The organism is Acaryochloris sp. 'Moss Beach', from assembly GCF_021497025.1.
Classification (GTDB): Bacteria; Cyanobacteriota; Cyanobacteriia; order Thermosynechococcales; family Thermosynechococcaceae; genus Acaryochloris; species Acaryochloris marina_A.
Genome location: NZ_CP071717.1, coordinates 5,623,947 through 5,639,764 on the forward strand (window position 1 = coordinate 5,623,947; position 15,818 = coordinate 5,639,764).

Consider the following 15,818-nt stretch of genomic DNA (forward strand, 5'->3'; position numbering starts at 1 on the left):
GACTGCCGAAAGCGCCCGGAACATTTAAATAATGTTTTCGGGGCCAAGTTGTTGATCAGTGGCCTTAAAGCATCATCAGGCCCTGGTATTGAATTCTTACACTATTTGACTCCAGCAAATGGACGAAGCAGACCTGCTAATGCCCAAGCCAACGACCTACTCCATTGGCAAACCACTGTCGTAGTAGATGATGCCGAAGCGACTGCACAACGACTTAAAGCCAAAGGAGTAACCTTTGTTTCTGCCGATGTTGTGACTTTACCTATACTCTAGACGGCTAAGATATTAACTTCTTTAAAAGACTGGAACTTGAGTGATAGAAGGCTGGTTAGTTTCGCCTTGTGCTCTCCATTGCATTGATCAATGCACTGTTGAATGGCCCCTTTGAAAGAGTGAAAATCCGAATAATACTTCGAGTAGAGACATTCCTTGCGCACAAAGCGCCAAAGCCGCTCAATCAAATTCAAATGGGGTGAATAGGAGGGCAAATAGACTAACTCAATATCGACGATCTCAGCAAAGTCAGTCACCAGCTGGCATTTTTGATATCGGGCATTGTCTAAAATGACGCTGATGGGTATGACTGGGTCGAGTAGTGCCAGCTTGGCTAGCAACAGACACATGCTATGAGAGTTGATGTAGGTGTGGTTGGTGATACTGGTGACTTCTTTGGTGACAGCGTTGAGTGCACCCAGAACATTGAATCGTTGACGGCCAGAAGGAGACGGGATGAAGATCCGACGAAGGCACCAGAGAAACCCCAGATAAGCCCGGTGAACAAAATGAGCAGCATCCACAAAAAAGACAAGACGCTCTTGGCGTTGAGCTTCCTCTAATAAGGGTTCAAGGCGAGTGTGTCGAAACTGCTCTTGCTCCTCAATTTTCTCGGGCAGACTCGACTTTCCCGGCACATACCCCACTTTTCGATAGCGACAACCAATGCGTTTGAGGAAGGCTTTGATCTGGGTTGGAGAACGCTTAATGCCTGTCAATTGTTCAATGACTGCTTGGGCTTCTGCACTGGTGCGGGGCGGGTGGTGCTCAAAGTAGGCTCTCACACTATCGCTATGAGCATTGAGTGAACTAGGTTGACCTTTGTATTCCAGGGTCTTCAGTCCTTCAATTCCGCCTTGTTGATACTGACGAAGGGTTTTAGCTAAGGTCGGACGACTAATCTGACAAAGCTGACAAATCTGGGCATGGGGAAGACCCTGACTTTTCAAGTAGAGCACTTCCATCCGTCGCTGCACCCGTGGGTGAGGGTGATGATAGCGTTCGTAATTGAGGTGTTGGATTTCCTCTGCGGTGAAATCAATTTTAATCATGCAAGTAAGAGAGTAGGTGGGGGATACTCCCAGTGTGCCAAATCTCTCCGCTACAATGTTAAGTCACAAGTCGTCTGCAGTATAACAAAACTCTAAGCTTCAAGAAAGGCTTTCTGATTAAAGATCCTAACGGTCATATATTACGTATTATTGAACTTTGATTGAGTCAATTTAAACCTCATTCAAGGTGATAGCTGCAACTCATTTCGATTCTTTATCCAGTTGATCTAAAATATCGGCTGTTAAACCTGAACTACCCCATCTGAGCCGCCGAATTCAGGATTTTTCTGGAAGAAGTCACTGGTGAATTGATAGCTAGATGAATTATTGCTTTTAGCCCAAGAGGCTTTATCGGTTTTCTCATTCATATCAATGTTCTTGGCGATACCAATGTGATTACATTCTTGGACGGCTTGCCATCCAACGGTTGAGAGTTGCAGTACTTTGATATCAAGCCATGAGATTTGACCCTAACTTTCCGATCAATGCGTTAGCCAAGATGAATGCAAACATACCAACCATACCCACAGGACTTTCTTTGTGAGAGTAAGGTATGGGAATAGATTATTGGCATGAGCAATCCAAGTGCACACAATCCTGTTTCTCTGTACCGGAAACTACTATCGCAGCCGTTTTTGTGAATACTACTTCAATCATTTAGCGATGCAAAAGGCCCTCAATGGGCGGGCAGATTCTCGGGGCCTGGCCTTGGAGCGAGGTCAAAATAATGTTGGCCCCATCTCCAAATACACCCGACAAGGATTACTCAGTCACAATATTCAACTCCCTGACAATCTTCGCTTCCCCTTATCCCTGACGGTGGCGGATCTCAACAAGGCTGATCAGGTGATTGCCGTTGATAAAACAGAACATCGTCCCCTGATGCACGCACGATTCCCAGACTGGGAAAATAAAGTCGACTATTGGTGCGTCCATGATATCGACCAAGCACTTCCAGACGATGCCCTTAAACAATTAGAAAACCACATCCATGATCTGATTTCTAGACTGTAGGATGAGTCCTAAACAGCTAGGGAAAACAGTCATGGCTTGGACTCGGAGAAACTTTTTACTAACCGCAGGTCTGGGAACAGCTGCAGGCACTCTGGCTCAATCCAATGCGGTAAGCCAGCCAACCGCTCAACACAAAAACCTCAATAATTGGCGAGAGGTAAGAGCCCACTTCAACTTAGACCCTAAATATATTCACATGGCAGGCCTCCTGTTAGCCTCCCATCCAGCTCCTGTGCAATCCGCCATTGATCAGCATCGCGACGGCCTGGATCAAAATCCCACTCACTATCTCTATGACCATCGACAGGACTTAGTGGCAGAAGTTAGAAACAATGCGGCTGACTATTTGGGTGTTCAGTCCAACGATCTTGCCCTGACCGACAGCACAACCATGGGGACAGCTTTGGTGATTAATGGTCTTAGCATTCGTCCAGATCAGGAAATGTTGACCACCACCTATGATTACTATTCCACTCATACATCACTGAAATATAAGGCATCTAGAACTGGAGCAACCGTTAAGGAAATTCCCCTATATCGGGATATTCAAACCGTATCTGAAGACGAAATGGTTGAGACCTTGGTTAAAGGGATTGGACCGAAAACAAGACTGGTAACAGCCACCTGGGTCCACTCTAGTACAGGTCTCAAAGTGCCCATTGCCAAAATGTCGGAACAACTAAAGCAAGTGAACCAGAACCGATCAGAGGAGGATCAGGTTCTGTTCTTTGTGGATGGCGTCCATGGCTTAGGGGTAGAAGATGACGCTTTGACTGATCTAGGATGTGATTTCTTCGTCGCAGGTACCCATAAATGGATGTTTGCTCCTCGTGGCTCTGGCTTTATTTGGGGCAAGCCTGAAACCCAGAATGCCGTCACGCCCACGATTCCGACTTTCACAGGGGGAGCAGGTTGGGGTAGTTGGATGACGCCTGGAGGATTTAAATCCTTTGAACATCAATGGGCAATGGCTCAAGCCTTTGGATTTCATCAGCAGATGGGTAAAAAGCGAGTGACTCAACGTCTTCATTCCCTCAGCCGCCAACTAAAAATTGGGCTATCAAAAATGAAGCATGTCAAACTGTATACGCCTATCGACGACAACCTATCTGCCGCGATTATCTGTTTTGATGTCGAAGGATTAATGCCCAAGGCTGTTGTTGCGAAGTTGCGCACCCACAATATTATTGCTAGTACAACTCCTTATGATGTGTCCTACGCTCGTTTGACACCAGGTGTCTACAATACCCCTGACGAAATCGATCGAGTGTTGAAACATATCCGTGATTTGGCTTAGTTGGCTTCTAGCTGGCAAGGCCTAGCTGCGGGCAAGGCGGCGAGCTTGAAAGATCCACTGGGTTACCTCAGCCACCGTCGGACAGAGAGCATTTTGCCCTAACATCTTTACATGTAACCTTAGCAATTGTCTGTGAAGGCGCTCTGCTGGCATTTGTGCGAGTTGTACTGTCGAACCTACCCCTGCATGCAGGAGTAAACCACAGTTTTGAGTCCCTACACCTGGAATTAAGGAGAGGTCTGCTAGGGCTGCCCATTTATTGATGTACTGTTGATGTAGCTTCATTCGGGCTGCTAACTGTTGCCTGTGATTAGGCGTTTGTGTATGGGTGTAGAGTTTTTTAATCGTTGTAATTCCACATTGCTGTAGCTGGCTGAGATTGTCAGGACTCAGGCCAGGCAGTTGAGCAAGGGGCTCAGCAAATGGAAGAGAAGGAGTAGGCATTACTGGTCTTTAGGGGTTACCCCCACACCATAGAACTTGATTCAGCTTGTCTACTGTATCGAGTTGGGGGTATTTGCGTCTAGGCACTTGACTTGATTGACGAACTATTAAATCTCTTTGGCTTAGATTTGGTGTCGTCTTGACTAGAAGCCTGTCACCTTTTCAGATGCACTAATTTTGGAACCTAAAACCCCATGAACTCCAAGAATTATTTCAAGCTGCTTAGCAACAAAGATAAGCAAGTTTAAGGCAGTGATTGCAATTTTAGAGAGATTGGTTAACTATGTCGGACAATTTTTCTTGATTCTCAGATGATTTACCCTAAAGTTAGACTTATTAGCTTACCTTCATAACTCTGGCGTTCTGTAGGTATTATTTAGGGTCGATGGGCAACTCAACTGAAACTGTGGTTCCAGATTGTGGATCAGAGTTAATTCGCAAATGTCCACCATGTTCTTCAACGATGCGTTTCACAATGGGTAACCCTAACCCATTGCCTGTGGACTTGGTGGAATAGAAGGGCTGCAGGACAGTGACTAATTGATCGATAGGGATAGATTCACCCCAGTTGTGGACTTTAATGCAGACACTTTGCTCTTGATGCAGAAGCTGAATATTAATTTCGTCCCCAACCCTTGATGCTTCGCAGGCGTTGGTCAGCAGATTAATCAATACTTGCTTAAGTTTGTCTGAGTTTCCCTGGATTTCAACCGGAACAGGTGTGGGTATAAACGTAAGTTTTTTGTCAACAGCCAAAGGCATGGCTTGAAAACCTTCTATACAGTTAATGATCAAGGCATCAATGTCTAGGGAGGAAGCGGATAACTTCTGAGGCTTGGTATAGAGTAAAATCTCATTCACGAGACGCTGTAACCGATCTGCTTCATCTAGGGCAAAATCTAACCGCAGTTGAAATATTTCAGGCAAGTTGAGATTTTGAAACGACTGAAGGCTCATCAATATCGTCGTTAAAGGGTTCCGCACCTCATGCACAATCATGGTTGAAAACTTGCCTAGCTCAGCGAAGCGCGCATCCTCACTTTGACGATTGGTCACCACTCTTTGTCCTTTGGGGATTTGAGTGCCTAAATGGGTACATGCCTTAAGTTCAGACTGTTGTATTTGGATCAGAGACTGATAATCACTACTGGTGAAAGGTTTGCTCTGGGGCAAGGTCCGGGGTGCAAAGTTCTTGTATGTTTTCATCGAAAAGATTAACTCACTGGAGAATGGATGCATCGGACATATGAAAAATACAAATCACGTAGCAGTGTCAGTCTGTTGTGAAGTGAGTTCGATAGACTCATGACTCAATGATTAGACCTAACGATTGAATATCTACGCGATTGTTTGTCCCTTGATCAATAAATGCCGATGGCTAGATTGATACGCCTATAGGATCATCTGTTTGACCAGCCTCAAGAAAAATGAGACCTAATCTGCCTGAGAATTGTGATGTCAATTCAAGCTGTGATGTCTCTTGGGCAAGGAGTCGCTGTACCACTGATGAACTTTTGAGACATTTCACAGAGCTGTTAAGTCGGGAGCTACTACAGCTCTGTGCAAGGCTCTGAAATAATCTAGCCTTCGGTCTTGGGTGTATTTTCTGGAGACAGCATTTTCAGAATCCGAGAAGATAGATTATCGCTACTTTTCATCATTTCCTGTGCCAGTCCTTTGACTTCAGGATCGTCGGATTTTAGAAATTCTGCTGCCATTTCAGATATTTCCATCTGCATGACGAGCATTTCCATCAACTTCTTCCGTCTTTGGTATGCCGGGCTTATTTCTTTACGGAAAGGGGATGCAATCAGAAAGCTTGAATCTGGGTGGGTAGGTAAGCTGGACTGAGCTTTTTGTAGGGGAACTGCACCGACTGGAGCAGCAATACTTAAGGCAATAAGTGAAGCAATGGAGCTAATTTTAGCGGAGAAAGCCATTTCAGAGACCTCATATACGACTAACTGCACCCAATCTTCTATCTGTATCTCCATCGAATGGGGATATACCCCAAGTTCAGGAAAAGGCCTGGATGTAGATTGGTAGCGTAATCACCCTAGCCGTTGCCCCTCCTAGAGAGTCTTTTACTTTTTTTGCAGGAGATAACAAAATCTTGCGGTTCCCAGAATATTATCTGGTTGATACAGAAATATAAAAATTTGCTGTGTCTGATGCTACGGTTTTGATGCCATTTTTTTCGGTTTGACTAGCTCAGAAAGGCATCAAAAAGGTTGAGAGTTCGCAGGCGAAGGGTAGCGGCTAGGGCATCATACTGAATTTTGATTCGTAACATGGAACGAACTCGTGCTCGTAGCTCTAGGCTATTGATGGGTTTAGAGATAAAATCGTCTGCTCCAGCTTCTAATGAACGGGCTAAATCTGCCTTGGAAGTGAGGGCCGTGACGATGATAATGGGAATGTGTTTCCAGTTGGGGTTGGCTTTGATCTGGCGACAGGCTTCGATGCCATCCATTTGAGGCATCATGACGTCGAGTAGAATAACGTCGGGCTGCAGGGAATCAATCTGCTGAATGGCCGCTGGGCCGCTGGGAGCATAGGTCAGTCGGTATCCTTCCCGGATGAGTAACCCCTCGATCACGTCAAAGATCCGTTCTTCATCATCAATCACGAGGATGGAATGTTGTTTGCTATCCATGGGGATTTGTTTAGCGATGCTAGATTTGCAGATGTTTAGTGATCATTGCGGTTAATTGCTCCATCTTCAGGGGTTTAGAGAGAGAGTCACTAAAACCGGCGGCGAGGAACCGTTCCTTATCCTCGGGCATGAGTAATGAAGTCAGGGCAATGATTGGGGTGTAGGGTAGATGACTGCGAATCTGACGGGTTGCTTCTAAGCCATCGACTTGGGGTAAACGAATATCCATAAAGATCAGATCTGGGGTTTGGCGGGTGGCGAGGTCGATGGCCGATTGACCATTGGTTGCGATCGCAACTCGGTATCCCTGTTCTTCAAGGTAATCCGTCAGCAGTAGGACAATGGATTCTCGATCTTCCGCTAGCAAAATCAACGGGGCAGCGATAGTCCTGGGGCGAGAGGGGGGAACAGATGTTGGTTCTTCTCCATCAACAGGAGAGCAAGAGAAGGGTAAGGTGATGGTAAAGGTACTGCCTGCACCAACTTCGCTATAGACCTGAACCATACCGCCGTGGAGTTTGACTAATCTCTGCACTAGGGTTAAGCCTAAACCTGTCCCTCCATAGAGTCGTGTCCTAGAGCTATCGAGCTGTACGAAGGGTTCAAATACTTGAGAGAGTTCTGCGGTAGCAATACCAATTCCCGTATCTGTCACACTCACTTGAATTGTTTCCGCATCCTGCATCTGCGCCTTTACGGATACGTCACCCCCCTGGGGTGTGAATTTAATGGCATTGCGGATCAAGTTCAGGAAGACTTGCCGCAACCGCAACTCATCTCCTTTCACTTCCGCTAAATCTGCTGGAATAGAGTGGCTCAGATTGATCTGTTGATCTTGGGCTTGTTGTTGGACCGACCCTAGACAGCTCTCGATCAGGGAGCGGATAGAAACTCGACTGCACTGTAGCTCCAGATTGCCCGATTCAATTTTGGAGAGGTCAATTAAATCGTTGAGCTGGGCCAACAGATTTTCACCACTCTCTTCAATGGTGCGGACGGACTTCATCTGTTTGGGGTTGAGAGCACCATAGACCTCCTCCCGCAGTACCTCTGCTAGTCCGATAATTGCTGTCAATGGGGTGCGGAGTTCATGGCTCATGGTGGCCAGAAACTCATCCTTCATCTGGGCGGCCCGTTCTAGATCTTCGTTAGCGAGCCCTAACTTTTCACTTAACTGCTGATACTGGGCATTGACTAACTGCTGGCGTTGATAGAGCTGGTAATTGTCGATTGCGATCGCAGCTCGTTCTGCTAATACTTCAGCGAGCTGCACATCTTCATCTGTACAGCGATGGGGCTGTCGATAAAAAGAACAGACTGTGCCTAAGACTTTGCCCATTGGGGTTTTGAGGGGAATACCTAAATAGGCTGCATATCCCTCAGGCATGTGACCCATCGGCTCTAGGGCTACGTCTTCTACCATCAGCGTGGTTCCCCGTTCCAAGATGCAATTGGTGATGGATCCATGTAAGTTCCAAACGGTTTCAGCGTCATCCATCTCTACGCTACTGGCGAGGATGCGATACTGTTTGTCTTGGCAGAGGGTGACGATGGACCAGTCCGTGTCAATGAGTTGGCTGATGCCCGAGACAACGGTGGTGAGATAGTCATTTAGATCGCTCTGGCGATAACTCAGAGAAGTGAGAACTTCCAGAAGATGGAGCATGCGGCTGGATTCTTGCGTCATGACTCAATAGCTCCCAAGGTTTGCAGCATCTGGCGGCGCGATGGTGTGAGTCCGCAAGTCCCTGTAATATCCATACCTTCGTAGGGACGCTCTAACGGCATTTTGCCGAGCTGTTGACCGGATTCCACAGCCCACAGGCACAAGGCACCATCCTGTCCTCCGCTGATTAAGCGCTGACCATTAGGGCTGAAGGCCACGGACCAGACAGAGTGAGTATGCCCCGTTAGAACCTTAAGACCTTTCCCAGTCTGGATATCCCATAATCGAACGGTGTTATCAGCACTACCACTGGCGATATATCGTCCATCTGGACTGATCTGCACGGTTAATACGAGGCTGTCATGGCCTTTGAGAGTTTGGTACTCTTCTCCCGTAGAGAGATCCCAGAGTCGAATGGTTTGATCTTCACTGGCAGAGGCGAGAGTATCTGCATGGGCGCTGACGGACCACACTGCGCCCATATGTCCAGTCAAAGTGTGGTGACAGTCGCCTGTGCGAACGTCCCATAGTTTGATGGTTTGATCGGCACTGCCGCTGATTAAGGTATGGCCAGAGAAGGCCACAGATAACACCCAACTGTCGTGACCGGTCAAGGTTCTGAGGCTATGGTGATTGACCCCATCCCAGAAGCGAATTTGGTGGTCGGCACCACCGCTAGCGAGAATTTGGCCATCGGGGCTAAAGGCAACTGTCCATACTTTGCCCTCGTGACGAGTGGTCATCGTAAACTGCCGCCCGGTTGTAGGTTCCCACAGCTGGACTGAGCCATCTTCACTGCCGCTAGCGAGAATTTGGCCATCGGGGCTAAAGGTGATGCGGCGGGCAGAGGGTTGCAGATGGCGCTGCCTACAGTGCTGGTGGTCCACATCCCACAGCCTGATCACGTGATCGGTGCTGCCGCTGGCAAGGGTTTGACCATCAGGACTAAAGGCTACAGACCAGACCGCATTCGTATACCCCTCCAGAGTGTAAATGCGATGTACAAGGCTCTTGTCGTTGGGTTGAGCTGCAAACTCCCAGACCCCCAACTTTTGCTTATCACAGGCTAAAAACTGCTGACCATTGGGGCTAAAGGCTGCAGACCAGATTTGACTGTCGTATCCGGTCTGAGACTGAATCAGTGCTCCGGTAGAGACCTGCCAAAACTTGAGATGTTGGCGATCGCCTGCCCCCAAGATTTGCCCATCGATACTAAAGGCTACCGACCAAATCGACGTTAAATTCTCAATGACGTGAAGGCAGTCTCGGGTATCCACCTGCCAGAGACGAATGGTTTGGGCATCACTGCTAGCTAAAAATTGACCATCCTGACTAAAGGCAATGCAGGTAATCGGAAGGGTATGTCCCAGCAGGGTTGTCAGTAATCCCATTGAAGGATGCCAGAGTCGAAGGGTCTGATCGGCACTGCCACTGGCAATCAGGTTGCCGTCAGGGTGATAGGCAAGGGTGGTAACGCCATCGATATGTCCGGTAAGAGTATGAATACAGTCGCCAGTTGTTACATCCCAGAGGCGCAGGGTGCAGTCGTTGCTGCCACTCGCGAGAATTTGGCCATCGGGGCTAAAGGCGATAGACCAAATCCGATCCTGATGTCCGGAGAGGATATGTTGCCCTTCCCCCTGTTCTAGATTCCACAGCAGAATAGTCTGATCAAAACTGCCGCTAGCGAGGGTCTGACCATCGGGGCTAAAGGCAACGGTCCAGACGGCTTGGGAATGAGCCTGGTAGGCAAATAATAGTTTGCCGTCCTTGACTTGCCAGACTCGGGGAATACCATCGGCATGGGCTGTTGCCACCCATTGACCGTTGGGGCTAAGGGTGGCGTCGTAGATATCACCGAAGGTCTGGGTGAACACGCTTTTTGTAACGTCTGCTGCCCTAAGGTTCACCTGATGGAGATTGCTGCCCTGAAGATAGGCTTGCCAAACGGTCAAGCCAGAAAAGTCATAGCCTGTCACATCGATATTTAAGTACACCAGCAAATTGAGAAGATTGCCAGTACCATAGCTGGGCTGGGACGAGAGGTGCGACAGCATCTGTTTGAGATGGACTTCGAGCCGACTAGGGCTGCCCAGACTCGCTAATAATCGGTCGGCGATGGGGGCCAGAACCAAGCGAATTTGACCATCCCGGAGATAGTCTGGGCTGTCTGCTTTGATCAGGGCATGGGAATAAAATAGAGAAGTCTCTGGTAGGGGCAGGTTGAGAAGCTCTGCACTGACGGTATCAATAAAGCGATCGCAAACATACTCCATAATCACGGGCTGTAGGGTCAGCTGAAATACAGTGCTGTCCCGTTCCAGCAGAGAGCGTCTGTCAATGGACTCGATGGCTTCCAGAAGATGGGCTGAGGGGGTGAGGATGTCGGACTGCAAGGTTTTTAGAGAGATGGGGGCGCGTGCGATCGCAAGCCAATACAGCACCTGCTGTTCTAGGGATGACAGCCGCGCAAACTGTTGATCTAGCAGTAAGCGGATTTCACTAAAAGCAATTCGCTCCTGGTCTAGAAACCCTTGGATATCCCCCGCAAAGAGATCCTGGATGGCAGTCGCGACAATTTTTAAGGCCAGGGGATTACCCTGATAGGTTTCAATCAGCTGACTAGTGGCTGAGGTGAGATGGGTAAAGCCTTTTTGATGGAGAATTTCTTGACCTGATGACGCATCTAAGCCCTGTAAATGGTAAGAACGAACGGGCAAGACTTCTCCTTCGAAGGCTGCAATTCCTTGGGGTTTTTCACGACTGGTCAGGATCAAGCAGCTCTGATGGTCGGTGCTAGCAATTTGGTGTAGTAGCTCCCTATACCCCTTCCGGCTAGATTGATATCGTCCAGCAGGACGACCTCGCTCTAGGATGGACTCCACATTATCGAGAACTAAAAGACATCGAGATTGGCGCAGGTAGTCTGTCAGTTGAGAAATTTGGCCATTGAGGTGCTGTGGCAGTTCGGCCTCCCTTTGTCCTGAAAAGACTTGAAGGTAGTCCAGTAACAGCACCTCAATGGGGGGAGCGTTCCGCAGAGACCGCCAGATCAGGGTGGTAAATTGATTTTGAACTTGCTGGGCGAGTCTGATGGAGAGGGCCGTCTTTCCCATGCCGCCCATTCCCAGCAGGGTCACTAATCGGCAGCGATCTGCAACTATCCAGTGGCTGACGGTCTTTAACGCCTGATGACGACCATAAAATGGGGTGGCGTCTGGTGCCCCACCCCAATCTTGTTGTGTGGGTGCGGCCTGTAGGGGCGAGGGTTGCTCACAATCGACCTGAGCCAGGTCTAGGTTCAAGGCATGAAAAAGAACTTGGAGGGTTGTCAAGTCTACGGTTTCCTGGCGCAGAATCTTGCGGACGGTGGTGGGGTGGAGTCCCTTGGGATCAATAATTTGGATCTGCTGGGTAATGCGGGCGGCATTATGTTTCACACCCGTTTGGGCTTCTAGAGCGAGTAACCGTTGCTGTAGTTTCTTCATCCCGAGGGGCGTCAGCGAGAATCCGCGCTGACGCTGGGGTGCAGAAGATTGATGATCCATACTGACTAGGGTACTGCTCTGGGGGCGTTACAGATACTGCTGGTGGAAAACAGTTTCTAGATTATCCATTGCTATGGGTGGGGACACAGAGTAGTTAGTTAAGTCCTTGTAAAAAATGTTTTAGGGCTTTATGGCTGTTTGATTCATCACAAAAGGCAATACAAGGTTGTAGATTTTCTAGAATTCACGGCAGTGATGGGCAAATGAATATGGATGATGCTCGAAATAAACTCATGTCTACCCTGAAAATAAGCTATGCCAATGCAATAGAGCAATCGAGGGTTATTCTATCCGTATTCGATCGCGTGTTAAAGTGCGAACCGGGGATGGGTGCTCCCTTAGGTGTTATCTAAAAGAACGCTGCTATGTTGGATTTTGATGCGCTGGTAATTGGGGCAGGCCCCGCTGGGATGATTATTGCGGCGGCTTTGGCCGAGCAAGGCGTCAAGGTTGGCGGCCTAACTGCTAGTCCGCTGCGGCAAGTCTGGCCGAATACCTACGGTATCTGGCGCGATGAACTCGAAGCTCTGGGATTGACGGAATTATTAGGGCATTGTTGGGAAAACTGTGTCTCCTATTTTGGTAAAGGGGAAGTCAACCACGGTCGCGCCTACGGCTTATTCGATAAAGTCAAGCTGCAAAACCATCTGCTGGCCCAATGCGAAACCGGGGGCGTGGAATGGCAGCAAGGTAAGGCCATAAATATCGAGCACGATCACAAACGCTCGATCGTCACGACTGCGGCAGGTGAAACCATACGTGCCAGGGTGGTGATTGATGCCAGCGGCCACAATCCGATGTTTATCAAGCGGCAACAGCAGGAGGCAGTAGCATTTCAAACGGCCTATGGTATCGTCGGTCATTTTTCCGCACCCCCCGTCAATCCACAACAATTCGTGCTTCAGGATTTTCGCAGCGAGCATTTATCGGCCACTGAACGCGCCACCGAGCCGCCGACCTTTCTCTATGGGATGGATTTTGGTAATGATGTCTATTTTGTGGAAGAGACATCCCTGGCGATGGCACCTCCCGTCAGCTTTGAACTACTAGAGCGACGCTTGCACCAACGATTAGCCGCCCGCGGAGTTCAGGTGACTGCGATCCATGAGGTGGAACGCTGCATCTTTCCGATGACACTTCCCCTGCCGGATCTCCATCAACCCGTGGTGGCCTTTGGTGGTGCTGCGAGCATGGTACATCCCGCTTCGGGGTATATGGTCGGGGCGCTGCTGCGCCGTGGGCCTAGTTTGGCTGCAGCTATTGCCACTAAACTCCAGGATACTCAAGCTGGACCAACCGTGATCGCTCAGGCGGCATGGCAGGAGCTATGGAATCGAGATCGCCTGCGCAAGTACTATCTCTATCGGTTTGGCTTAGAAAAGTTAATGCGGTTTGATGAGGTGCTGTTAAAACAGCATTTCGATACTTTTTTTAGTCTGCCCCGAGGTCAATGGTCGGGATTTCTGGCCGATACGCTATCGACACCAGCATTGGTAGCAGTGATGGTGCGCTTATTTGCCATTGCACCCAATTCCCTGCGCTGGGGTTTGCTTCAATTTCCCGGTAGGGAAAGCAATCTCCTCTGGCAATCTATCACCTCCAAATAGCAAAATTGCCACTAGCGGTTACTTCCACATTAGTTAAGATAAGTTGCTAGTGCTTCACCCCAATGATCCTAGACGTCTGATGAAGATAAAATCTTTGATCCTTAGGTACTTCTCTGTCAGTCAACTCTTCGTAATCACTGTGGTGAAGTACTAGACTTAAAAAAGATTATTTTTTGATGAATTATATTTCAGAAAGAATTGGCATCACTTTTGAGAAAATTTTTATGCCAATTTCTTGCAACATATTTAACTAATTAAAAGCTGTTTTATGGTGTTTTAGTTCTTCCTGGAATATTGTTTTTAGTTCTCACTTTTAAACATGGTTAACTAATTTATTCCTCAGCTTCTACTTATCTTTTGAAAATAGTCTGGGTCTTGAACCTGACTCAATTGAGTCACTATGGAGATCTAAAAATGTCCTTATTATTACCTGGTAGTACCGACCCTTTATTTATTAGTGAATTTGAAGGGGCTGAGTTTTTTGGTAGTCCACAAGATGGCGGTGGAACTTTTGCTGTTGGGCAGGAAGATACTACCAATCTTTTTGTGTTTGATGACACTAATGATGTTGCTGTAGGCGGTGATGAAGTTGATATTTTTATGGCCAATGGCGGCGACGATAACATCATGGGAGCTGAAGGGACTGATTTCTTATTTGGAGGATTTGGCGATGATATTGTCCGGGGCGGAGAAGGAGATGATGTGGTTGTTGGTAATGAAGGCTCTGATATCTTAATCAGCGGCAGTGGAAGCGATATCTATGAGTATTTTGCAGATCAGATCCTGCCTGGTGATCTAGATATCATCTTGGATTTTGAGTCGGGCGAAGACGCTGTGGTGATTGTTGGTAGTACAGATGTTAACTACGATAACTCGACTGGTTTTCTAACAGTGGATGGAACGACAGCAGCTGTACTAGATGCAGGGTTAGAACTAGAGGTGTTGACGCGGGCTAATTCTTCCGTCGTCTTTGATGCGGGTGCAGATGTTTCTGGCTTTGGTGCTGCTACAGTTCCCGAAGAGACAGACGAGCAGCCAAGGGCAGACGCATTGGATAGTGAAGGGGAATATGAGGTGCTATCCATTGTGGATGCATCGCCTAGTCTGGCACCTGGGAGCACCGTTCCCCTATTTATCAGTAATTTTGAAGGGGCACAATTCTTTGATGCCCCTCAAGATGGGGGTGGCGTTTTTGCGGTGGGTCAAGAGGACACTACTAATATTTTCGTGTTTGGAGATAGTAACGATGTTGCTGCGGGTGGCGATGAAGTCGATATCTTTATGGCCAATGGTGGCGATGACAACATCATGGGAGCTGAAGGAACTGATTTCTTGTTTGGGGGCATTGGTGACGATATTGTCCGGGGCGGTGAGGGCGATGATGTGGTTGTTGGTAACGAAGGGTCTGATGTGTTGATTGGGGGGACAGGGGCTGATATTTTTGAGTTTTTTGCTGACCAATTTGGCATCGGTGATCTCGACGTGGTGCTTGATTTTGAATCGGGTAGCGATGCCCTGGTCATTGTCGGTAGTACAGATGCCAGCTACGATAGCGCAACCGGTTTTGTGTCTGTGGATGGCGCTGAAGTCGCCACATTGGATGCTGGGTTAAACCTGGATGTGCTGGTTCGGGGTAACTCTGCTGTCATTTCTTAAGGTATCTATCTGGCTATCTTAAATTCCTGAGAAAACCTGAGCCCATGCCTACTATTGATATGAGGTATTGGGCTTGGGGCTTTTTCTAGAAGGGATGTAGGATTTACCCAGAAAACGTATCACAGCAATAGCATTGCCATTCTGATCCATCCCCCAGCTTTGTTGTCAGTGATGCTAATTGGCTTGAGGCTTCAGTGATTAAGGTGCCATAGAAATCGGAGCATTGCTGGTATTGTCCTGAACTGCAAATGTTTTAGTCGCAGAATGGGCAACAGAAACTGATCCTTGATATTGGGAGGGGGGCTCTAGAAAATCAGCATTAAGAATAAAGGAACTGAGGGAGAAACCCAGAGCGGCAAGGCAGGAAAGAGGAATAAGAGTCTGTTTAATGTCTGGCATGGTTCCTTTGGAGCAGGCAACATCTCTAAAATAAGGCTCCTTTCTGAGACAACCCTGATGCATGATTGAGGTCTTCAGCAATAATTCTGAACGCTTTCCAGATTTTTGATGAGAAAGCTGAAAATTATCCTTGGGACAACCGAGTACTCATTTTTGAAAGTGGGCTGGAGATTCTTTACTTTATCTGTGGGCTAGGAGCATTTGGG

General features: G+C 47.9%; 14 protein-coding genes. 5 read left to right on the forward strand and 9 right to left on the reverse strand.

Annotated features, from left to right (window positions below; genetic code table 11):
* The first annotated feature begins 105 nt into the window (after positions 1–105).
* Complete coding sequence (locus HRE53_RS26265; RefSeq protein WP_235108565.1) at positions 106–273, forward strand: VOC family protein; 168 nt, start codon at positions 106–108, stop codon at positions 271–273.
* Here HRE53_RS26265 and HRE53_RS26270 read toward each other — a convergent pair.
* Positions 270–1,325 carry an IS630 family transposase gene (locus HRE53_RS26270; RefSeq protein ID WP_235108566.1) on the reverse strand — a complete coding sequence of 352 codons (1,056 nt, stop codon included), beginning with the start codon at positions 1,323–1,325 and terminating at the stop codon, positions 270–272. The two genes, HRE53_RS26265 and HRE53_RS26270, sit on opposite strands and share 4 nt — an antisense overlap.
* Positions 1,326–1,567: 242 nt before the next feature.
* The gene (locus HRE53_RS34610; RefSeq protein WP_255801037.1) at positions 1,568–1,693 is read right to left on the reverse strand and encodes a hypothetical protein; all 126 of its coding nucleotides are present in this window, start codon (positions 1,691–1,693) and stop codon (positions 1,568–1,570) included.
* A gap of 217 nt (positions 1,694–1,910) precedes the next feature.
* Between HRE53_RS34610 and HRE53_RS26275 the strand changes: the two genes are divergently transcribed.
* On the forward strand, positions 1,911–2,339 hold the full coding sequence (locus HRE53_RS26275) for a low molecular weight phosphatase family protein (protein ID WP_235108567.1): 429 nt from the start codon (positions 1,911–1,913) through the stop codon (positions 2,337–2,339).
* A gap of 31 nt (positions 2,340–2,370) precedes the next feature.
* Complete coding sequence (locus tag HRE53_RS26280) at positions 2,371–3,636, forward strand: aminotransferase class V-fold PLP-dependent enzyme (protein WP_235108568.1); 1,266 nt, start codon at positions 2,371–2,373, stop codon at positions 3,634–3,636.
* A gap of 21 nt (positions 3,637–3,657) precedes the next feature.
* Here HRE53_RS26280 and HRE53_RS26285 read toward each other — a convergent pair whose 3' ends face one another.
* The 6 genes from HRE53_RS26285 to HRE53_RS26310 form a co-directional block, all read right to left on the reverse strand.
* Positions 3,658–4,080 carry a DUF4332 domain-containing protein gene (locus HRE53_RS26285; RefSeq protein WP_235108569.1) on the reverse strand — a complete coding sequence of 141 codons (423 nt, stop codon included), beginning with the start codon at positions 4,078–4,080 and terminating at the stop codon, positions 3,658–3,660.
* A gap of 372 nt (positions 4,081–4,452) precedes the next feature.
* The gene (locus HRE53_RS26290) at positions 4,453–5,253 is read right to left on the reverse strand and encodes a PAS domain-containing sensor histidine kinase (RefSeq protein ID WP_235108570.1); all 801 of its coding nucleotides are present in this window, start codon (positions 5,251–5,253) and stop codon (positions 4,453–4,455) included.
* Positions 5,254–5,660: 407 nt separating this feature from the next.
* On the reverse strand, positions 5,661–6,074 hold the full coding sequence (locus HRE53_RS26295) for a hypothetical protein (RefSeq protein ID WP_235108571.1): 414 nt from the start codon (positions 6,072–6,074) through the stop codon (positions 5,661–5,663).
* Between the two features lie 212 nt (positions 6,075–6,286).
* A complete protein-coding gene (locus tag HRE53_RS26300) occupies positions 6,287–6,736 on the reverse strand; it encodes a response regulator (protein WP_235108572.1) in 450 nt (149 codons plus the stop codon).
* Positions 6,737–6,755: 19 nt separating this feature from the next.
* Complete coding sequence (locus HRE53_RS26305; RefSeq protein WP_235108573.1) at positions 6,756–8,423, reverse strand: GAF domain-containing hybrid sensor histidine kinase/response regulator; 1,668 nt, start codon at positions 8,421–8,423, stop codon at positions 6,756–6,758.
* The gene (locus HRE53_RS26310) at positions 8,420–11,950 is read right to left on the reverse strand and encodes an NB-ARC domain-containing protein (RefSeq protein WP_235108574.1); all 3,531 of its coding nucleotides are present in this window, start codon (positions 11,948–11,950) and stop codon (positions 8,420–8,422) included. The genes HRE53_RS26305 and HRE53_RS26310 overlap by 4 nt, the downstream gene beginning before the upstream one ends.
* Before the next feature lie 365 nt (positions 11,951–12,315).
* On the opposite strand from HRE53_RS26310, the gene crtL reads away from it, so the two are divergent.
* Positions 12,316–13,557 (forward strand): lycopene beta cyclase, encoded by a 1,242-nt coding sequence (gene crtL / locus HRE53_RS26315; RefSeq protein WP_235108575.1) that lies wholly within the window; start codon positions 12,316–12,318, stop codon positions 13,555–13,557.
* Positions 13,558–13,971: 414 nt separating this feature from the next.
* Positions 13,972–15,213, forward strand: a complete 1,242-nt coding sequence (locus HRE53_RS26320) for a calcium-binding protein (RefSeq protein WP_235108576.1) — start codon at positions 13,972–13,974, stop codon at positions 15,211–15,213.
* Between the two features lie 198 nt (positions 15,214–15,411).
* Here HRE53_RS26320 and HRE53_RS26325 read toward each other — a convergent pair whose 3' ends face one another.
* The gene (locus HRE53_RS26325) at positions 15,412–15,612 is read right to left on the reverse strand and encodes a hypothetical protein (protein ID WP_235108577.1); all 201 of its coding nucleotides are present in this window, start codon (positions 15,610–15,612) and stop codon (positions 15,412–15,414) included.
* Between the last annotated feature and the right edge of the window lie 206 nt (positions 15,613–15,818).